The organism is Nonomuraea sp. NPDC001831 (genome assembly GCF_042892035.1).
Taxonomy (GTDB): Bacteria; Actinomycetota; Actinomycetes; order Streptosporangiales; family Streptosporangiaceae; genus Nonomuraea.
This window is the reverse complement of sequence record NZ_JBIATU010000014.1, coordinates 173,034-192,814: the sequence shown is the minus strand read 5'-3', so window position 1 is coordinate 192,814 and position 19,781 is coordinate 173,034. Positions and strand designations below refer to the sequence as shown.

The 19,781-nt window shown below is 72.8% G+C and carries 17 protein-coding genes and 1 tRNA gene; 10 read left to right on the top strand and 8 right to left on the bottom strand.

The features are described from left to right. Window positions 1–37: 37 nt before the first annotated feature. Entirely contained in the window at window positions 38–1,432 is a 1,395-nt protein-coding gene (locus tag ACFYYW_RS36165; protein WP_387655718.1) for a PLP-dependent aminotransferase family protein, read from the bottom strand. 71 nt (window positions 1,433–1,503) lie between these two features. Here ACFYYW_RS36165 and ACFYYW_RS36160 point away from each other — a divergent pair, with 71 nt between their 5' ends. From ACFYYW_RS36160 to ACFYYW_RS36125, 8 genes are all read left to right on the top strand, one after another. Beyond that, on the top strand, window positions 1,504–2,142 hold the full coding sequence (locus tag ACFYYW_RS36160; RefSeq protein ID WP_387655715.1) for a pyridoxamine 5'-phosphate oxidase family protein: 639 nt from the start codon (window positions 1,504–1,506) through the stop codon (window positions 2,140–2,142). An 85-nt stretch (window positions 2,143–2,227) separates the two neighbouring features. Further along, window positions 2,228–4,591: a protein kinase gene (locus ACFYYW_RS36155; RefSeq protein WP_387655712.1), complete on the top strand. Its 2,364-nt coding sequence runs from the start codon at window positions 2,228–2,230 to the stop codon at window positions 4,589–4,591. A gap of 114 nt (window positions 4,592–4,705) precedes the next feature. Then, window positions 4,706–6,370: a protein kinase gene (locus ACFYYW_RS36150; RefSeq protein WP_387655709.1), complete on the top strand. Its 1,665-nt coding sequence runs from the start codon at window positions 4,706–4,708 to the stop codon at window positions 6,368–6,370. Between the two features lie 22 nt (window positions 6,371–6,392). After that, window positions 6,393–7,802: a hypothetical protein gene (locus ACFYYW_RS36145; protein ID WP_364412438.1), complete on the top strand. Its 1,410-nt coding sequence runs from the start codon at window positions 6,393–6,395 to the stop codon at window positions 7,800–7,802. A gap of 46 nt (window positions 7,803–7,848) precedes the next feature. Continuing rightward, complete coding sequence (locus tag ACFYYW_RS36140) at window positions 7,849–9,015, top strand: DUF2510 domain-containing protein (protein WP_387655706.1); 1,167 nt, start codon at window positions 7,849–7,851, stop codon at window positions 9,013–9,015. A gap of 68 nt (window positions 9,016–9,083) precedes the next feature. After that, window positions 9,084–9,677, top strand: a complete 594-nt coding sequence (orn, locus tag ACFYYW_RS36135; RefSeq protein WP_352325185.1) for an oligoribonuclease — start codon at window positions 9,084–9,086, stop codon at window positions 9,675–9,677. A gap of 68 nt (window positions 9,678–9,745) precedes the next feature. Next, a tRNA-His gene (locus ACFYYW_RS36130) sits at window positions 9,746–9,821 on the top strand. A gap of 155 nt (window positions 9,822–9,976) precedes the next feature. Next, the gene (locus ACFYYW_RS36125; RefSeq protein WP_352325186.1) at window positions 9,977–10,210 is read left to right on the top strand and encodes a helix-turn-helix transcriptional regulator; all 234 of its coding nucleotides are present in this window, start codon (window positions 9,977–9,979) and stop codon (window positions 10,208–10,210) included. Window positions 10,211–10,222: 12 nt separating this feature from the next. Here ACFYYW_RS36125 and ACFYYW_RS36120 read toward each other — a convergent pair whose 3' ends face one another. Continuing rightward, window positions 10,223–10,891 carry a pyridoxamine 5'-phosphate oxidase family protein gene (locus ACFYYW_RS36120; RefSeq protein ID WP_387655703.1) on the bottom strand — a complete coding sequence of 223 codons (669 nt, stop codon included), beginning with the start codon at window positions 10,889–10,891 and terminating at the stop codon, window positions 10,223–10,225. 117 nt (window positions 10,892–11,008) lie between these two features. On the opposite strand from ACFYYW_RS36120, the gene ACFYYW_RS36115 reads away from it, so the two are divergent. Beyond that, on the top strand, window positions 11,009–12,235 hold the full coding sequence (locus ACFYYW_RS36115; protein ID WP_387655700.1) for an NAD(P)/FAD-dependent oxidoreductase: 1,227 nt from the start codon (window positions 11,009–11,011) through the stop codon (window positions 12,233–12,235). Between the two features lie 22 nt (window positions 12,236–12,257). Here ACFYYW_RS36115 and lat read toward each other — a convergent pair whose 3' ends face one another. The 4 genes from lat to ACFYYW_RS36095 form a co-directional block, all read right to left on the bottom strand. Beyond that, complete coding sequence (lat, locus tag ACFYYW_RS36110) at window positions 12,258–13,526, bottom strand: L-lysine 6-transaminase (RefSeq protein WP_364412447.1); 1,269 nt, start codon at window positions 13,524–13,526, stop codon at window positions 12,258–12,260. 66 nt (window positions 13,527–13,592) lie between these two features. Further along, window positions 13,593–14,135, bottom strand: a complete 543-nt coding sequence (locus tag ACFYYW_RS36105; protein ID WP_387655697.1) for an HdeD family acid-resistance protein — start codon at window positions 14,133–14,135, stop codon at window positions 13,593–13,595. A gap of 58 nt (window positions 14,136–14,193) precedes the next feature. Next, window positions 14,194–14,841: a hemolysin III family protein gene (locus ACFYYW_RS36100; protein WP_352325192.1), complete on the bottom strand. Its 648-nt coding sequence runs from the start codon at window positions 14,839–14,841 to the stop codon at window positions 14,194–14,196. A gap of 75 nt (window positions 14,842–14,916) precedes the next feature. Next, on the bottom strand, window positions 14,917–16,449 hold the full coding sequence (locus ACFYYW_RS36095) for a penicillin-binding transpeptidase domain-containing protein (RefSeq protein WP_387655693.1): 1,533 nt from the start codon (window positions 16,447–16,449) through the stop codon (window positions 14,917–14,919). 49 nt (window positions 16,450–16,498) lie between these two features. Between ACFYYW_RS36095 and ACFYYW_RS36090 the strand changes: the two genes are divergently transcribed. Beyond that, the gene (locus ACFYYW_RS36090; RefSeq protein ID WP_387655690.1) at window positions 16,499–17,320 is read left to right on the top strand and encodes a spermidine synthase; all 822 of its coding nucleotides are present in this window, start codon (window positions 16,499–16,501) and stop codon (window positions 17,318–17,320) included. 60 nt (window positions 17,321–17,380) lie between these two features. On the opposite strand, the gene ACFYYW_RS36085 is transcribed toward ACFYYW_RS36090, so the two are convergent. Together ACFYYW_RS36085 and ACFYYW_RS36080 are read right to left on the bottom strand one after the other, a co-directional pair. Next, window positions 17,381–18,058: a response regulator gene (locus ACFYYW_RS36085; protein ID WP_387655687.1), complete on the bottom strand. Its 678-nt coding sequence runs from the start codon at window positions 18,056–18,058 to the stop codon at window positions 17,381–17,383. Next, the gene (locus tag ACFYYW_RS36080) at window positions 18,051–19,781 is read right to left on the bottom strand and encodes a GAF domain-containing sensor histidine kinase (RefSeq protein ID WP_387655684.1); all 1,731 of its coding nucleotides are present in this window, start codon (window positions 19,779–19,781) and stop codon (window positions 18,051–18,053) included. The genes ACFYYW_RS36085 and ACFYYW_RS36080 overlap by 8 nt, the downstream gene beginning before the upstream one ends.

The following is a 19,781-nucleotide window of genomic DNA, read 5'->3' as shown; positions in this document are numbered from 1 at the left end:
GCCACCCTGCAGGCGGCGGCCCGGCGGGCGCCAGCGCTCAGATACTCAATCCGGTCTGAGCATCCCGGATCAGGCCGGCCAGCACCGCGCAGCCGCGCCGGACGTCCCTGAGCGAGGCCGAGCCGTAGCCGAGGACCAGTCCGTGCAGGCGGGCGCGGTCGTGGTGGTGGCGGTCGGCGGGGTCGAGCAGCACGCCGCGTTCCCTGGCCCGCTCCACGACCTCCTGGACGTCGCCCGCGGGCAGCTCGGCCAGCACGTGCAGCCCGGCGGTGTCGCCGCGCAGGCGGCAGACCGGGCCGAGGATCTCCACCACGGCGGCCCGGCGGCGAGCGTACTCCAGGCGCATCCTGCGCAGGTGGCGGTCGAGGTCGCCGCGTTCCAGGAGGGTGGCGACGGCCTGCTGGACCGGTCCGCTGGTGCGGTCGGAGACCGCGGCGCGGATGGCGGCGATCCGGCTCACCAGGTCGGGCGTGCCGACCAGCCAGCCGACGCCGACGTCGGGGGCCAGGGTCTTGGACAGCGAGCCGAGCAGCACGACGCGGGTGGGGTCGAGGCCGTAGAGGGCGGGCAGGGGGGCGACGTCGTAGCGGAACTCGGCGTCGTAGTCGTCCTCGACGATCGTGGCGCCGGTGCTCCTGGCCCAGGACAGCAGGCGTTCCCGGCGCGGGATCGGCAGCCGGCCGCCCAGCGGGTACTGGTGAGCGGGGGTGGTGTAGAGGACGCGCAGGTCGCGGGGCAGGCCGTCGACGATCACGCCGTCCTCGTCCACCGGGCAGGGCACGACCTCGGCGCCCCTGGCCGCGAACACCGTGCGGGCCACGTGGTAGCCCGGGTCCTCGACGCCCGCCCGTCCGCCGCCGGCCAGCAGGGCCAGCGCGCACAGGTCGAGGCCGTTGCCGGTGCCCCTGGTGACCAGGACGTTCTCCGGGCCGACGGCCATGCCCCTGGCCCTGCGCAGGTGGTCGGCGAGCAGCTCGCGCAGGCGCGGCAGGCCGTGCAGGTCGGGCGAGTCGCCGGGCGGCAGCTCGCCGGCCTTGCGCCAGGCCCGCTTCCAGGCGGCCCGGTCGTAGTCGCGCACCCACGGGTCCCCCGGACGCAGGTCGATCCACTCTCCCTCGGGGCGGCGGGCGGGCGGCGCCGGTTCGTACGGGCTCTCGCGCGGCGGGACGTGCGACTCCATGGCCGCCACGAACGTGCCGGACCCGTGGCGCCCCTCCAGCCAGCCCTCGGCGTAGAGCTGCTGGTACGCCTCGGTGACGACCGTCCGGCTGACCTTGAGCTGGTCGGCCAGCGCCCGCGTGGACGGCAGCCGCTCGCCCGGCGCGAGCGCGCCGCCCATCATGGCGTGCCGCAGCCAGCCGGCGAGCTGGGTGGTCAGCGGGACGGCCGAGTCGCGGGACAGGGATACCGGCAGGTCAATGTGGGTGCGCACGAAAGTGGTCTCTAGGAAGGGTCGGTTAGTGGCCCTACAGGATAGGTCCACTTCACGAATAGCGTCGAATCATGCTCTCCTCCACCCCGCGCACGGCTCTCGGCCGAGAGAAGCACCGCGGCAGCACCGACCGGAACGACCTCTACGACGTGCTCGACAGCGGGCTCGTCTGCCACCTGGGCGTGGTGGCCGACGGCCATCCCATGGTCGTGCCCACCGGCTACGGACGGATCGGCGACACCCTCTACCTGCACGGCTCCACCGGCGCGCGCTCGCTGCGGGCCGGCGACGGCGCCGAGGTGTGCGTCACGGTCACCCACCTGGACGGCATCGTGCTGGCCCGCTCGGTCTTCAACCACTCCATCAACTACCGTTCGGCGATCGTCTACGGCCGGGCCCGGCTGGTGAGCGACCCCGACGAGCGGCTGGCGGCCCTGCGGGCGCTCACCGAGCAGCTCGCCCCCGGCCAGTGGGACTACGTCCGGCCGCCCACGCGCAAGGAGCTGGCCGCCACCGCCGTGCTGGCCCTGTCGCTGGCGGAGGCGTCGGTCAAGATCCGCAGCGGGGCGCCGGAGGACGACGAGGAGGACTACGCGCTGCCGGTCTGGGCCGGGGTGCATCCGCTGGTCACGTCCTGGGGCGAACCGCAACCGGATCCGGCACTTCCAGAAGGTATCGATATACCGGTTCACATCCTCCGTCGGGAGTAGTTCCATGAATCCGGAACCACCTGGCAAACCCGACTCCTTGATCACGCGTCTCATCAGGTGGGCCGGCTCCTGATGGGAGAGGGCGATGGAGTGGAGTGCTCCCGGTTACACGGAGATCAGACAGCTCGGCGCGGGCGCGAGCGGGCGCGTCGTGCTGGGCGTGCACGACGAGACGGGCGTGAAGGTCGCGATCAAGTACCTCTCCGAGGCGCTGCTGCGCGACCCCGCCGCCCTGTCCCGCTTCCAGGCCGAGGCGCGGGTGCTGACCTCGCTGCGCGACCCGAACATCGCCACGATGTGGGAGTACATCCAGGAGCCGAACGGCGCCTGCATCGTGATGGAGCTGGTCAACGGCGTCTCGCTGCGCGCCCTGCTGCGTGAGAACGGCACCACCGAGCCCGAGGCGGCGCTGGTCGTGCTGAAGGGCTCGCTGCTGGGCCTGGCCAGGGCCCACGGGTCCGGGGTGGTGCACAAGGACTACAAGCCCGAGAACGTGCTCGTCCGCGACGACGGGACGAGCAAGCTCGTGGACTTCGGCGTCGCGGTGCCGCAGGGCACGGCCACGCATCCGGAGGGGACGCCGCCGTACATGGCGCCGGAGTTGTGGGCCGGCCGGCCCGCCTCGCCGGCGACCGACGTGTACGCGGCCACCGCGGTCTTCTTCGAGTGCCTGACCGGGCACCGGCCGTACCGGTCCACCGAGCCCAGCGTGCTCGGCTACCAGCACGTGCACGCGCCGGTGCCCTTCCACGACGCGCCCGAGCCGGTCCAGGAGCTCGTCCGGCGCGGCCTGGCCAAGGAGCCGCGGGACCGGCCGCCGAGCGCGCTGGCCTTCGTCGAGGAGCTGGAGGCCACGGCGCGGGCCGCGTACGGCGAGGACTGGGAGGAGCGGGGCAGGCGGCGCCTGGCCGCGCTGGTCGCCCTGCTCGCGCTGCTCCTGCCGACCCCGCCGCAGCCCACCCCCGAGGTCACCACGTCCCTGGCCAGGACGGTCTTCCGCGGGCTGCGGTCCAACGCGGTGCGGGTGGGCATGGGCACCGCCCTGGTGGCGGTGGTGACGGTGGCGGTGGTGGTCGCGCTCGCCGCCCGGCGGCAGCCTGCCGAGCAGCCGGTCGGCGCGGCCGTCGCGGTGCCGCCGGCCACGACGGAGGCGGTGACCGCGCCGCCGAGCACGGCCGAGGCCGTGCTCGCGCCGCCGACCACGCCCGAGGCGACGCCGCGGACCTCCGCCGAGGGGCCGCCATCGCCGGCGTCCCCGCCCGAGCTGCTGCCGCCGCCGACGACCTCCAGGCCGCCGGTCACCACCCGGGCGCCGCGCACGCCGACGGCCGGGCCCACGAGGAGGCCGACCAGGACCGCCACGCCGAAGCCCCCGGTGACGCCCACCCGGCCCCCGACGCCGACCCCCACCCCGAGTCCCGAACCGACACCCACGCCGACCCCCACCCCGACGCCCGTCGCGACCGTTCTCGGGGTGAGCGTGGGCGCCGTCACGGTGGACGGCGACGGCGTCGCGCGCGCCTCCGTCACCGTCCGGACCGCCGGGGGCGCCCCCGTCACCGCCACCGGGACGTGGACCGCGCCGGGCGGCGACGGCCGCGTCCAGCGCCTGCGGCTGAGCGGCGCGACGTCCTACACCCGCGCCTTCACCTGGGACCTCGGCGAACGGCCGTGCGGCAGGACCGTCACGCTGACCGTCGTCACCTCCCCCGCCGCGCCGGGCGGCGCCCGGTCCTCCTCGGCATCGGTGCCGGCCTGTCCGACGCGGGTGAACGGGCTGTTCGTCTCGCTGGCGATGCCCGACGCGCCGGGGCTGACCGCGCGCGCCCGGGTCGGCGTGACCGCCGACGGCACCGGCGCGATCCCGGTCGAGGCCGCGTTCGCGGTGGACGGCGAGACCGTCGGCACCCGTACGGCGAGCCTGTCCGGCCGGACCTCCTACTCCCGCGTCCTCACCCACGTCTTCCGCGCCCGCCCCTGCGGCTCCACCCTGTCGGTACGGGTCCGCGCCGGCGACCGCGTCCGGACCGCCCGGGTCGAGGTCACCTGCCCGCCCGCCGTGCGGCGGGTCTCGATCGTCAGGGCCGGTCCGGGCGAGGGCGGCCTGGTGGCGACCGTCTCGGTGGTCACCGCCGACGACCGGCCGGTGACGCTGGACGTGGGGTTCCTGCTCGGCGGCGAGCCGGCCGGCTCGGAGCGCATCACGCTGTCCGGCGACACCGCCTACACCAGGACGGTGAGCCGGGCGCTCAGGACCGTCCCGTGCGGCACCACCTGGACCGTCACGGCGAGCACGACGCCGGAGGCGGCCGGCGGCCCGGACCGGGCGACCGGGAAAACCACAGAATGCCCCAGAGAGACACCTAAGCCCGAAGAAACCCCAAAGCCACAGGAAACGCCCAAACCGCAGGAATCCCCATCATCCGATAAGCCCGGCACGGTGGACTAACCTCGCAAATTCGGCCATATCGGCATATCGGTGGTGGGAAAGCCCTTCCCTCTGGTTAAGCTACGCAGCGTTTGATGCGGGTGGGGGCCCGAATGACTCCAGAGGAGACCGTTTATGTACGGCGAAGGGCAGTGGGGGGTCCCCGGCTACACCGAAGTCCGGGAACTGGGCAGCGGTGCCGCCGGCCGGGTGGTCCTGGCCACGCGCGACCACGACGGCGTGGAAGTCGCCATCAAATATCTGAATGACGAGCTCAGGTCCGACATGGGCTTCGTGGCCAGGTTCCGGCACGAGGCCCGGCTGCTGGGCACCCTGCAGAGCTCGCACCACGCGCGCCTGATCGACTACGTCGAGTCGGGGCAGGGCGCGGCGATCGTCATGGAGCTGGTCAACGGCGTCTCGCTGCGCGAGATCCTGCGCTCCGAGGGGCCGACCGGGGCCGAGGCGGCGCTGGTCGTGCTCAAGGGCTCGCTCCAGGGGCTGGCCGCCGCGCACGCGATCGGCGTCGTCCACCGCGACTTCAAGCCCGAGAACGTGATGGTCCAGGGCGACGGCGTCAGCAAGCTGGTGGACTTCGGCATCGCGGTCCGGGCCGGCGAGGGGGCGAGCGCCGCGGGCACGCCGCCGTACATGGCGCCCGAGCAGTGGGCGGGCGGGGCCGCCGGGCCGGCGACCGACGTCTACGCCGCCACCGTCGTGTTCTTCGAGTGCCTGACCGGCACCCGGCCCTTCCGGGCGCCCAACATCGCCGCGCTGGCCCGCCAGCACCAGAGCGCGCCGCCGCCCGTCGAAGAGGTGCCCTCGGCGCTCCAGAGCCTGGTCGAACGCGGCCTGGCCAAGCAGCCGGGCGAACGGCCGCCGTCCGCCGAGGCGTTCCTGACCGAGCTGGAGGCCATCGCGGCCGAGGCGTACGGCGCCGACTGGGAGGAGCGCGGACGCCGCCGCCTGGCCGCGCTCGCGGGCCTGCTGATCCTGCTGTTCCCGAGCCCCCTGCACGATGCCGCCGAGACGCAGACCGCGCTCACCGAGACCCGTTTCCCCGACCCCGCCCGCCTGCTGAGCAAGCTCTCGGCGAAGATCGCGATCGGCGCGGTCGCCGTGGGCGTGGTGGTGGCCGTGGGCGTGATCCTGGTCAACTCCTCCTCCGACGAGCCGGTGCTGCGGGCCCAGACGAGCGAGGTCACGCCCAGCGCGACCGACCCGGTGATCGACGAGGAGCCCACGGAGGAGGAGCCGACCGCGACGCCCGAGGAGACCACCCCGGAGCCGGACCCGACGCCGTCCTCGGCGGACCCGGCCGTCTCGACCCCGCCGCCCGTCCTGCCGACGGCGACGGCGACGGCGGCGGCCTCGCCGTCCAGGACGCCCAAGCCGACCCCGACGCGGAAGCCGACCAGGCGGCCGGTCAGGACGCCGAAGCCGACCCCGACCGACTCCCCCGAGCCGGACATCACCGGCCGGAGCAGCACGAGCAGCGACGGCAGCAGGCCCACCTCGGCCGCTCCCACGCCCACCCGGACCTCCGCCCCGCCCACCAGGACGCCTCCGACCAGCCAGCCGCCGACCAGCCCGGCCCCCTCGGAGACATCGCAGACGCCGACAAGGACCTCGACTGACGACGGCGGAGGCGACGGCGGCAGCACCCAGACGCCCACCCTGGACCAGGTGGGCAAGGCGCAGGCCGGACTCCTCGCGCTCGGCCTGATGACGTCCGGCGCGGTTCCGGTCACACTTGCGGTGAAACGTCGCATGACAGGACGCCACAGAAAGCAGCGCTAGACGCGCCGGGGGGCCAAGGGGGATGGACAACCACAGGAACGGTATCGCCGGGTTCCGGCTGACCGAGCACACGTGGATGACCGAGCTCGGCAACTGGATCGACGCCATCTCGCCGGACGGCCGCAGGGCCGGGGCGCTGCTGTTCGACCCGCGGGTCATCGGCCTGCCCGGCGTCCGGGAACGCGTGGTGAACACCGTCATGACCGACCAGCACCTCGTGCTGGGCGGCATGGGCGGGCTGATCCCGGTGGCCGACGTCGTCGCGGCGGGCGACCAGGTGTGGCTGCTCACCGCGCAGGCGGTCAGCCCCACGCTGGCCGACCTGCTCGCCGGCGCGCCCGTCGACCCGGCGGGGGCGGCGTCGGTGCTGACGGAGACCGCCCAGACGCTGCTCGCGCTGCACGCCGCCGGGGTCACGCACGGCTCGGTGCACCCGGGCACGGTGGTGATCACCGCCGAGGGGGCCGCGCTGCTGTCGGAGCGCGGCCTGTCCGACGCGATCCGTGGCCAGGTCTCGCCGCGTGAGCGGGACGCGGCGGGCTGGGCGTCGCTGGCCCGCGGGCTGGCCGCGTCCTTCACGCAGACCGCGCCGCGGGCCGCCGGCCTGTTCGAACGGGCCGCGGGCACGGCCGTCACACTCGGCCTCGAACCGGCCCGCGCCATGCTGAGCCAGGAACGCGCGGCGCTGCCCGGCGGCCTGATCAGCCGGGACTCGCTGGCGCGGGCGGCACGCGGCAGGTCGGCGTTCGCCCAGCCGCCGGCGTTCGCCGCGCAGCCGCCGCCGGCGCCCCAGGACGAGGGCGACATCGTCACGCTGCTGCACGTGCCGGCGTCGGGGTCGCCGCCCCGCCTGCAGTTCGGCCCGGGGGTGGGCGGTCCGGAAGCCGGCCCGGGGACCGGTGCCGGGACCGTGCGGCAGCCCCGCCAGGAGACGACGGCCGAACGCATCTGGCGCGAGGGACGCGACGGCGCCGCGACCGTCCACCAGCCGGACAAGCGCTCCCAAGGCCGGGTGGCCAAGGTGTCGCGGCGACGCCGGCGGCGCACGATCCTGTCCACGGCGCTCTTCGCGGTCGTCATGGCGGGCGCGATCGTGGCCTGGTTCAGGCTGACGGACGCCCCCGAGCTGGCGGTGCGGTCGATCGACGTGGTCGCGCCGAAGAAGACGCTGGGCTGCGGCGGCGCGATCGTCCTGACCGGGACGGTGGTCACCAACGGCGGCGTGGGCGAGATCCGCTACGAGTGGCGCAAGAACCTGGACAAGGAGGTCGTCAAGGGCAGCCTGCGCACGAGCGCCGACAAGACGTCCTACGCGGTGCCGCTGCGCTGGACGTTGTCGGGCAAGAGCAGCGTCAAGGCCACGGCCACGCTGAAGGTGCTCTCGCCGGGCCCGGCGCGTACCGACAAGGCGAGCTTCACCTACAAGTGCTGACCTTCCCTGAATGCGCAACAAAGCGGTTCTTACTAATCTGACGGGCATGACCACGCAGACCCCCGCGGGCTGGTACCCCGACCCGTACGGAGAGCCGCAGCTCCGCTGGTGGGACGGCAACCAATGGACGGACGCCACCCACGCGCAGGAGCGGCAGCCTCAGCCGCAGCAGCCGTCCTCCGGGCCGCAGCCGCAGTCGTCCCCCGACTGGTCGGCCACCCCGGCGAACCCCACGCTCCAGTACGGCCGGCCCTCGCCCGGCCAGCCGCCCTACGGGCCGCCCGCCGACCAGCAGCCCGCGCCGGGTCAGCCTCCCTACGGCGGGCAGCCTGCCCAGAGCCCGCCCGCCTACGGGCCGCCCACCCTGCAGCAGCCCGCCTTCGGACAGCACCCCACACAGCAGTCCACGCAGTGGGCCGGGGGTCCGCTGCCCGGTCCCGGCCAGGCGCCGCCGCCCAAGCAGGGCAACCCGCTGCCGTGGGTGTTCGGCGGCCTGGCCGCGCTGGTCGTGGTCGCGCTGATCGTGGTCGCCGGGATCTTCTTCCTCAACCGGGGCAGCAGCACCCCGGTCGCCTCGCCCACCACCGAGGAGCCGCAGCCGTTCCCGACGGCCGAACCGCCCTCCGCCGGGCCGCCGACCGAGCTGCCCCCGCAGGGCGGCGAGCTGCCGCAGCCGCAGGACGGCCGCATCACCGACCCGCGGAGCGGCCTGTCCTACCAGGTGCCCGACGGCTGGAAGGTGCCCGCGTACGGCGACGTCAACGGCACAGACCCGTCCCAGCAGATGTGGACGAGCGGGGTGCAGGCCAGCTCGCAGGAGAACTACGAGGGCGACAAGGACTGGATCGGCAACGCCTACGCCGGCCCGCTGGCCGCGCTCATCCCCTACACCGGCGCCTCTGCGCTGGAGGACACGGCCAAGATGCTGTTCATGCAGTTCAGCACCCAGTTCTACGAGCCGCAGCACACCACCAAGCTGATCGAGAACAAGGCCACGAAGATCGGCGACCATGACGCGTGGGTGATGCAGTTCCAGCTCGACTTCACCGCCGTCGCGGAGAAGAACGGCTACAAGTGGAAGAAGGAGAACGCCGCGATCGTGCTCATGGACCGCGGGGCGGGGCAGCGTCCGACGTTGCTGTACATCTCCGTTCCCGACAATCTGGGCACGGACGTGGTCGCCAAGGTTCTCGGCTCGCTCAAGCCCGCGTAAGCGGGGGCACTAGGCTGGTGGGGTAACAAGCGGGCGGATTGCTCCGAGCCGCTGGGCGAGGAGATCGAATGAGTGACGTGCTGGTCTGGATCGACTGCGAGATGACCGGGCTCGACCTGGGGCGCGACGCGCTGGTCGAGGTGGCCTGTGTCATCACCGACAGCGAGCTCAATCTGCTCGACGAAGGCGTCGACGTGGTCATCAAGCCGCCGCCTGAGTCGCTGGAGCAGATGTCGCAGGTCGTGCGCGAGATGCACACCGCCTCGGGCCTGCTGCCCGAGCTGCCGGGCGGCGTCACGCTGGCCGAGGCGGAGTCGCTCGTGCTCGACTACATCCGGCGGCACGTGCCGGAGCCGAAGAAGGCGCCGCTGTGCGGCAACTCGATCGGCACCGACCGCACGTTCATCGCCAGGGACATGCCCGGGGTCGACGCCTGGCTGCACTACCGCATGGTCGACGTCTCGTCGATCAAGGAGCTGGTGCGCCGCTGGTACCCGCGGGTCTACTTCGCGGCCCCCGAGAAGCAGGGCGGCCACCGCGCGCTCGCCGACATCAAGGAGAGCATCAGGGAGCTGCGCTACTACCGCGCGGCGATCTTCGTGGCGCAGCCCGGCCCCGACTCGGCGACCGCCCGGCAACTCGCCGAGCGGGTCACCGGCTAATTGGATGGCGTAAAGACTCCCGAACCCCGCTACACTTTTCCTGTGCCGTCACGGAGCGGGCGGCCATGGTGGGTGTAGCTCAGTTGGCAGAGCGCCAGGTTGTGGTCCTGGATGTCGAGGGTTCAAGTCCCTTCACTCACCCCAAGCGCACAGCCGGTCCCTCGGGACCGGCTGTTGTCGTTTTCTCCCGACAACGCCCCCAAATCAGGACAATGCGAGTTATGCTCGCTGTCTACCGCTAACGCCGGAAGCACGGGGGCCATCGGCGATCAGACCGTCTGCGCGCCCCCGGAGGCCGGATGAGAGTCGACGACGCAGCGTTCGACAGCGTGATCACGTCCTTGAGCAAACGTGAGGCCGAGGTCATGGATCTGATCGCCGCGGGCCGGTCCAACGGCCAGATCGCCCAGTGCCTGTTCCTCAGCGAGAAGACCGTGAAGAACCACGTCAACCGGATCTACGCCAAGCTCGGCGTCGACTCCCGGGTCACGGCCATCGGACTGTGGTTGTCGCTCAGGAAGGACGGCTCCTGACCCGGCGGCGGTTCAGCCGGTCGTGATCCGGCGGCCGGTCAGGCGGGTGGGCCGGATCTTCAGGTAGTGCTGGCGCCGCCCGCCGGCCCACGGCTCGACGCCCGTGCTCTCCGCCTCGGCCCGCTCGTCCTCGTCCGTGACGTGGTGCAGCGAGCCGTGGACGAGCACGCTCCAGCCGCCCCGCGTCAGCTCCCCGATGCGATCGACCTCGAACGCGACCTCGTACTCGACGTCCTCCACCCCCGTGCTCAGATCCTCGTCGGTGCTGCCGCCCGCCGCGGTGCGGAACACGATCGCCCCCTCCGACATCCGGAAGTTCACCGGCAGCACGGTCAGGCCGTAGCGGCCCTCGAAGGCGATGCGGCCCACTCCCCCGGGCCGCAGCAGCCGCAGGCACTCCTCCTCCGCCAGCGGCACCAGCGTGGGGTGCGCCGCGGCGGGCCCCGCGCCGGCGGGCTCGGCCACCTCCCCGAGCAGGCCGTCCACGGTGGTCTCCAGCGCCTCGGCCAGGCGGGCCAGGGCCTCGCGCACCGAGATGCCGGACTGGTCCTCCAGATAGGCGACGTAGCCGACCGCCACGCCGGACCTGTCGGCCAGCTCCTGCCGGCTCAGGTTCAGCGATTCCCGACGTTCGGCTATCCGGCGGCCCAGGCGTTCCATCGTGGTCACTTGCTCAGACATACCGGTGCCCTACCCCGGATCTCCCCTCTTCCCGGTGGTGTCTGTGGCAGAAATGGTTTAACCGATGCTCTGGGTGCCATATGGACCATGGAACGCAATCCTGGAAGGGACGTGGTCATGGTGCGGAGAGCGCGCGTCGTCGTCGTGGGAGCGGGCTTCGCCGGCCTGGCCGCGACGCGGGAACTGGCCAAGGGCGGCGCCCTGGTCACGCTCGTGGACCGGAACCCCTACTCGACCTTCCAGCCGCTGCTCTACCAGGTGGCCACGGCGGGCATGGGCACGTCCGACGTCTCCTACCCGATCCGCACGTTCGCCGCCAAGTGGCCGAACGTCCGCGCCCACCGGGCCGCTCTGAGCAAGGTGCACCCGTCCGACCGGCGGGTGGAGTTCGCGGACGGCTCCACCCTCGACTACGACTACCTGGTGATCGCCACCGGCGTCACCACCAACTGGATCCACGTGACCGGCGCCGAGGAGAACGCGCTGCCGATCTACTCGCTGCGCGACGCCGCCGACCTGCGACGGCATCTCCAGCACTGCCTGGAGGACACCGCGGCGGGCCGGCGCGAGAGCGCCCACGTCGTGGTGGTGGGCGGCGGCGCGACCGGCGTGGAGACCGCGGGCACGCTGGCCGAGCTGCGCCGCCGCACGATGCCGCTGACGCATCCCGAGATCCGGCCCGACCAGACGAGCGTCACCCTGGTCGAGCGGTTCGACTACGTGCTGGCGCCGTACAAGCCCCGGCTGCGGGACGCGGCGGCCGAGGCGCTGCGCAGGAGAGGCGTCCGGATGCGCCTGGGAGCCACAGTGGCGGGCGTCGAGCCGGACGCCGTCATCCTGGAGGACGGGACGCGCCTGCCGAGCGACGTGACCGTCTGGGCCCTCGGCGTGACCGCGCCCAAGGAGGTGACCGACTGGGGGCTGCCGCAGGGCAAGGGCGGCCGGATCACGCTCACCGACGCGCTCACCGTGCCCGGCCATCCCGAGATCTTCGTGGCCGGCGACCTGGCCGGGCAGCCGGACGCGCTGCCCCAGCTCGCCCAGCCGGCCATCCAGATGGGCAAGCACGTGGGCAGGCAGATCCTGGCCGCCGCGCACGGGCGGCCGATCAGCCGCTTCTCCTACCGCGACCCGGGGATCATGGCCACCGTCGGCAAGGCCGAGGCGGTGCTCCAGCTGCGCAACGGGCTGACCATGCGCGGCCTGCCCGCCTGGCTGGCCTGGATCTTCGTGCACGTGGCGTACCTGCTGGGCGGGCGCAACCGGGTCAGCGTGCTGCTGAACTTCTTCTGGCGCTACGGCGGGCCGCGCCGCAGCGCCACCAGCATCGCCTCGACCGAGTGAGCACCGGGTAGGGGGCAGGCGCTCAGAGCGCGGCCGACAGCGCGGCCAGGCCGTGTTCGAGGTCGGCCTCGGGGATGTTCAGCGCCGGGCGCAGCCGGACGGACCGGGGCCCGCAGGGCAGCGCCAGCACGCCGTGCTCCTCCCTGAGCCGGGTCACGTAGCCGTCCCTGGCGGCCTGGTCGGGCAGGTCGAAGGCGCACATCAGGCCCCTGCCGCGCACGCCGGAGACCGTGTCGGGGTGCTCGGCCTCCAGCTTGGTGAGCCGTTCGAGCAGGACGCCGCCGAGCCTGCCGGCGCGGGCGATCAGGCCGTCGCGCTCGATGATCTCCAGGATGCCGCGGCTGCGGACCATGTCCACCAGGCCGCCGCCCCACGTGGAGTTGATCCGGCCGCTGAGCTGGAACACGTTGTCGGCCACCAGGTCGACCCTGCGACCGGCCATGATCCCGCCGACCTGCACCTTCTTGGCGAAGGCCACCACGTCGGGGGCCAGGCCGAGCTGCTGGTAGGCCCAGGGCGTGCCGGTGGTGCCGCCGCCGGTCTGGACCTCGTCCAGGACGAACAGGGCGTCGTGCTCGTGGCACAGGGCCTGCATGGCGCGCAGGAACTCGCCGCGCATGTGGTTGTCGCCGCCCTCGCCCTGGATCGGCTCGGCGATGAAGCAGGCGATGTCGTGGGGGTGACGTTCGAAGGCCGCCCTGGCCTGGGCCAGCGCGCGTTCCTCGGCGGCCTCGACGTCGCCGAGGTGGACGGCCGGCACGTCGATGCGCGGCCAGTCGAACTTGGGGAAGCGGTCGGTCTTGCCGGGCTCGGTGTTGGTCAGGCTCAGCGTGTAGCCGCTGCGGCCGTGGAAGGCGCGGGTCAGGTGCATGACCTTGGTGCCCAGGTCGCGGGGGCGGCCGGCGGCCTCGTTGCGCCGGCTCTTCCAGTCGAAGGCGGTCTTGAGCGCGTTCTCCACGGCCAGGGCGCCGCCCTCGACGAAGAACAGGTGGGGCAGCTCGGGGTCGCCGAGCACGCGGGCGAACGTGTCGACGAAGTCGGCCAGGTGCTCGGTGTAGATGTCGGGGTTGGCGGGCTTGTTCCGGGCGACCTGGCCGAGCAGGGCGGCGAAGTCGGGGTCGAAGGGCGGGTTCACACCGAGCGGGGCGGACGCGAAGAAGGTGTAGAAGTCCAGGTAGCGGCGGCCGTTGCGGGCGTCCACCAACCAGGAGCCACGGCTGAGTTCGAGATCGAGGACGAGACGGTAGCCATCGACGAGCAGGTGACGGGCAAGGCGGGTGTGTACGTCCATGCCTTCTCCAATGTCGTGAGACAGGCCGGAGGTTCCATACAGGGAACCCGGTCGTATCCGTAAAATTTACGGTATTCCTGCCCCGCGAATGAACTTCTTCAAACGAAGTGACAGCACAATCATCGCGATTCCATACAGGATCGCGAAAATGCCGATCAGCCAGACGAGGCTCAGCATTCCGGCGCCGGGCCAGATGAGGAGCAGCACACCGAAGATCACCGACAGGATGCCGGCGATGATGAACATCCACTCGTTCTCGATGGACTTGCGCAGCCGCACGCCCGCCACGATCTCGGAGATCCCGGAGACGATGGCCCAGAAGGCGATGAGGTAGAGCAGCGCGAGCGAGGTGATCCCGGGCCAGGCGAAGGCCATGATGCCGGCCACGATGCCGACGATGCCGGAGAAGATCAGCCAGGCCCGCGACCGGGCGCCGTGCCGGAAGGCGGCGAAGAGCTCGAAGACGCCGGAGACGATGGCGTACGCACCGAAGAAGATCACCAGCACCAGCAGAGTGATCCCCGGCCAGATCAACGCCAGCACACCGAAGATGATCGCGGCGATGCCGCGGACGAGCAGCAGCCACCACGAACGCGTAAGTTCCTGCATACTGGTCTGCTTTCCGTGATTGGTGCGAAAACAGACCAGCTTTGCGTCAAATGTCGACCTACATGTGGGAATAGACCACGATCGACACCGCGATGTACTGCACCAGGTACGCGGCGATCGTGCAGGCGTGGAAGACCTCGTGGAAGCCGAACCAGCGCGGCGACGGATCCGGACGGCGCAGCCCGTAGACGATCGCGCCGGCCGAGTAGAAGACCCCGCCCACGGCCACCAGCACGACGGCGGCCACCCCGGCCCCTTCGAGCAGCTGCGGCATCACGAAGATCGCCGTCCAGCCCAGCGCCAGGTACAGGACGGTGTAGAGCCAGCGCGGCGCGTTCATCCAGCACACCCGGAACAGCACCCCGGCCAGCGCGCCGCCCCACACCACCGAGAGCACGGCCACCCTGGCCGCGCCGTCGAGGGCGAGCAGCCCGAACGGCGTGTACGTGCCCGCGATGATCAGGTAGATGTTGGCGTGGTCGAACCTGCGCAGCACCTCGGCCAGGCGCGGCCCCAGCGTGCCCCGGTGGTAGGTCGCCGAGATGCCGAACAGCAGCCCCGAGGTGATCGCGTAGACGCCGGCCGCCAGCCGGGCCTGCAGGGTCGGGCCGAGCGCCACGAGCACGAACCCGGCCACCAGCGTCACCGGCAGCGCCCCGGTGTGCAACCAGCCACGCAGCCTCGGCTTCACGGTGATGGTCGTCATGTAACCTACGGTACCGTAGGTTACGGATTGAGCTGAAGTGCCAAAGGTCACAAGGCGTCCGCGCGGGCCGGGCCGTCACAGGCCGTTCAGGAAGCGCACGGCGATCGGCACCGCCGCCGAGCGGCCCGATCCGCCGTTCCTGACGAACACGCAGAAGGCCAGGTCGCCCCGGTAGCCGATGAACCAGCCGTGCGAGGTCTGGTCCTGCACCTCGGCGGTGCCCGTCTTGCCCGCCACGCCCTCCGGCAGGCCGGCCTGGCTCGCCGTCCCGTGGTCCACGACGGCGGCCATCATCTCCCGCAGCGCCCCGACCACGCCCTCGTCCAGCTTGACGTCGGGGAACGGCTCGCCGTCCACGCGGCGCACGTCGTCCTCCGACAGCAGGCGGGGCGAGCGCCACGTGCCGCTCTGCACGGCGGCGGCCACGGCGGCCATGCACAACGGGGTGGCCACCACCGTGCCCTGGCCGATGACGTCCAGGGAGAACATGTCCGTGCCCTCGGTCTGCTGCATCGTGCCGCACCGGCCGCCCACGCCGGTCGCCATCGGCCGGTCGAAGCCCCAGCGGGCGGCGGTCCGGCGCAGGTCCTCCAGCGACAGCCGGGTGGTGGCCTGCTCGACGAACGTGGTGTTGCAGGAGTAGGCGTAGGCGTCGGCGAAGGTGACGGTCCCCCGGTCCACGTCGCCGTCGTTGCTGATCGCCGCCGAGAAGTCCGGTGCGTACGAGGCCGGGCAGCCCATCTCGTCGCCCGGGGCGACGCCCTTCTCCAGCAGCGCGGCGGCGACGATCGTCTTGAACGTGGAGCCGGGCGGGAAGGCGTCGCGCACCGCGCTGAAGTTGTCCTCCAGCCGGTCGGCCAGGGCCAGGATCTCGCCCGTGCTCGGCCTGAGCACCACGATCGAGGAGTTCGCCACGCCGTCCAGGGCCCGCGCGGCGGCGGCCTGGACCGGCTGCGACAGGGTGGTGCGCTCGACGTTCGCCTTCGGCAGGCGGGTCAGCAGCACCTTGTCGGGCCGTCCCGGCGCCCGCGACACCAGCTCCAGCCCGTGGTTGGCCTTGGCGAACTCGGGCTTGAGCGGATTGAGGTAGGCGTCGGCGTAGCTGTCGTTGGGGATCTTGGCGCCCTCGCTGGTGACCAGCTCGGCCGCCGGGGCATCGACCTCCTCCACCTCCAGCGTGCCGCCGTCCTTGAGCAGCGGGTGCAGCGTCTCGGGCGTCCACAGCACCCGCCAGGCCCGGTCGCGCACGCCCAGCCGCAGCGTGCTGTCGAACGGCCACGGCCCGAGGTCCGTCAGCTCCCGCACGCCCGCGAAGCGCACCTCGGCCGACTCCTCCCCCGTGCCGCGCACCGGCCCCGGCGTGAGCCGGATCGACTCGACGTGCAGGTTCTCCGACAGCTGGCGGTGCCGGTCGAAGAAGTCGGCCGGCGGCCGGTCGACCAGCAGCGCCATGCCCGCGACGTCGCCCTTCCGCCAGGCGTCGAAGTACGCGGCGGCGGTCTTGGCGGCGCTGCCCTTGACGTGCCCGGCGGCCAGAACGGCGAAGGCGCCCGCCGCCAATACCGCGACAACCGCGATGACGAGCACAATCAACCTCTTGCGTCGCATACGGTTCTCCCAGGGAGGGATCAGCGTGGCACGTGGACAGCGGGAACCGATGCCTGGCCGTTATCCGGTGACGTTCGGCGAGGTCGAGCTTCTCCGGGACCTGGACAGGCAGGACGGCTGGGTGCTGTCCAAGGATGGCGTACCTCAGTCGTACGTTGACCTACAAGACCCGACATTTCTGGATTTCGAGTACGTCAGGCTCATGGCCGACGTCATCGACCTCCTGCCGGAGGGGCCGCTGAGCTGCGTCCACGTCGGGGGCGGCGCGTGCACGATCCCGCGGTACGTCGCGGCCACCCGCCCCGGCTCCCGGCACATCGTGATCGAGCCCGACGGCCTGCTGGTCAACCTGGTCCGCGAGCAGCTCGACCTGCGCTCGGTCCCCCGGCTGAAGGTCATCGTGGCCGGCGGCCGCGAGGGCACGGCCAAGGTGTGGGACGACTCGGCCGACCTGGTCGTGCTCGACGCGTTCACCGGCGCCACGATGCCGGTGGAGCTGGCCACCGCCGAGTACATGGGCGACCTGGCCCGCGTGCTGCGCCCCGACGGCACGCTGCTGATCAACATGGCCGACGGCAAGGGCCTGGCGTTCGCCAAGCGGCTGCTGGCCACGGTGTGCGACGCGTTCCGGCACGTGGCGCTGCTGGCCGAGCCGGGGATCATGCGGGGCCGCCGGTTCGGCAACCTGATCGTCGCCGCCTCGCGCACGGAACTGCCGCTCGACCTGCTGTCCCGGCGCGCGGCCGGCGGCCTCACCCAGGCGCGCTGCGTGCACGGGGAGACGCTGCAGAACTTCATCGGCGGCGCCCACCCCATCAAGGACGGCGACGCCGTGCTCGCCCCGGTCCCGCCCCCGGCCGTCTTCGGCTGAGCCCCGCCCGGACGGCGGGGTCAGCGGCCGGACGGCGGGGCCAGCGGCCGGACGGCGGGGTCAGCGGCCGGACGGCCCCAGGTAGGCCAGCACGGCGGCCACCCTCCGGTGCACGTCGCCGCTGTTCTCCAGCCCCAGCTTGGTGAAGATGGCGTTCACGTTCTTCTCCACCGACGAGATCGACAGGTGCAGGGCGCGGGCGATGCCGGCGTTGGAGCGGCCGTGGGCCATCTCGCGCAGCACGTCCCGCTCCCTCGGGGTCAGCGACTCCCCCTGCCCGCGGACGTCGCGCCTGGCCAGCAGGCCCTCGACCACCTTGGGGTCGATGACCGAGCCGCCCGCGGCGACCGCCCGGATCGCGCCGAGCAGCTCGTCGAGGTCGCCCACGCGGTCCTTCAGCAGGTAGGCGAACCCGGCCGTCCCGTGCTTGAACAGCTCGAAGGCGAACAGGGCGTCGGAGAACTGCGACAACACCACCACGCCGGTGCCGGGGTGGCCGGCCCTGATGCGGTGGGCCGCGTCGATGCCCTCGAAGCCCGGCCGCCACTCGCCGCCGGGCATGCGGATGTCGGTGACGACGACCTGCGGCTCCAGCCTGCGCACGGCGTCCAGCAGCTCGTCGGCGTCGCCGACCGCGCCGACGACGGTCACCTCGCCGGACAGTTCCAGCAGCTGCCGGGTGCCCTCGCGCACCAGGTAGTGGTCGTCGGCGACGACCGTGCGGACGGGCTCAGGCATCGGCCGGCACCCAGGCGTGCATGCGTGTCCCCTTTCCGGGCTCGCTGTCGAGTTCCATGCCGCCGCCCAGCGCGTCCAGGCGGTCGGCGAGCGTGGCCAGGCCGCGGCGGGCGGCGGTGGCCGGGGCGAAGCCCCTGCCGTCGTCGGCCACGGTGGCCCGTACGCGGCCCGCCGCCAGGGTCAGGCGTACCTCGATCCGGGCCGCGGCGGCGTGCTTGAGCGCGTTGGCGACGGCCTCGCTGACGGTGAAGTACATCGCGCCCTCGACCTCGTCGGCGAACCGCCGGGCCCGCAGCCCGGGGTCGGCGGTGACGGTCGTGGGCACGGGCAGCCCGGAGCAGCGTTCCTCGACGGCCTCCACCAGGCCGCCCTGGCTGAGGGCCGACGGGTGGATGCCGGCGGCCAGCTCGCGCAGGTCGGCGAGCGTCTGGCGGGCCTGCTCGCGCAGGCGGGCCAGCGCGTCGGGGCCGGCGCCGGTGACGCGGGCCAGCTCCAGCCCGGCGATGAGCGCGACGAGCTGCTGCTGCACGCCGTCGTGGATGTTGCGCTCGATCCGCCGCCGCTCGGCCTCCTGGGCGTTGACCAGGCGGGCGACCAGCCCGGCGCTCTGGACGGCCAGCCCGGCGGGCACGGCCAGGGCCTCCAGGAAGCGCCGGTCCTCCCGGTCGTACCGGCCGGCTCGGCGCGGGCCGAGCTCGATGCGGCCGAGGCCGCCGCGCACCGGCACGGACAGCGCCGTCCCGCCTTCCTCCTCGCCCGCGGCCACCCGGGTGCCGTCGGCCAGCGTCACGGCCGCCCACCTGGCCTCCAGCCCGTCGCGGACGGCGGCGGCGAGCCTGCCGAGCTGCTCGACCGGCTCGGGCGTGGCCGCCAGCGCGGTGCCGAGGCCGGACAGCACCTCGTCCACGGTGGGCCGCAGGTCGAAGATCAGGTGCATGCGGGAGCCCCGCAGCCCGAACCGGATGTCGAGCAGCCGGTGCCGCACGATCCCCACCAGGACGGCGACCGGCAGCGCCGTCATCACCGCGAGCAGGCCGACCAGCGCGGCGCCCCACAATTGCGCGTCCATCAGGAACAGCAGCAGCACGCCCGCGAGGAGCTGGACGGCGGTGCCGGCGACCATCCAGGCGTACTGGCCGCGCTCGGGCGGCTCGCTGCGCCACCAGCGGCCCACGAGCCCGGCGAGGACGACGACGGCCGTCAGAAAGACGAGGAACTGGCCCAGCCCGCCGGCCGCGGCCGCCCAGATCGATCCGGCCGTCAGCTCGCGCGGCCGGGCCGGGTTCCCGCCGAACAGCCCGAGCCCCACCGTGTGGATGGCGATCGCGATCCCGCCGACCCACGCCACGGGCCGCCAGCGGCGCGACGGCAGGCGGCCGTCGGGGAAGAGCAGCGGGACGAAGACCCAGGTCAGGCCGTAGAACACGGCGAAGAGCGCGGACAGCCAGACGACGACCGGCCCGGTGTGGTGGAACCTGATGGCCACGCCCGTGCCGAGCGCGCCGAGGCCGAGGCACGCTCCGGCGGCCAGGAACAGCCAGCCGTACCGCAGGTCGGGGCGGCGGACGGTGAGCAGCCAGCCCAGCCCGGGCAGCACGACGCCGAGGACGGCGAAGGCCCACTCCTGGGGCGGCACGGGCAGCCCGGACTCCAGCAGCGCGCCGGCCAGGACGCTCCCGGACCCGATGGTCGCCAGCGACCCGGCGAGCAGCCTGGAACTCAT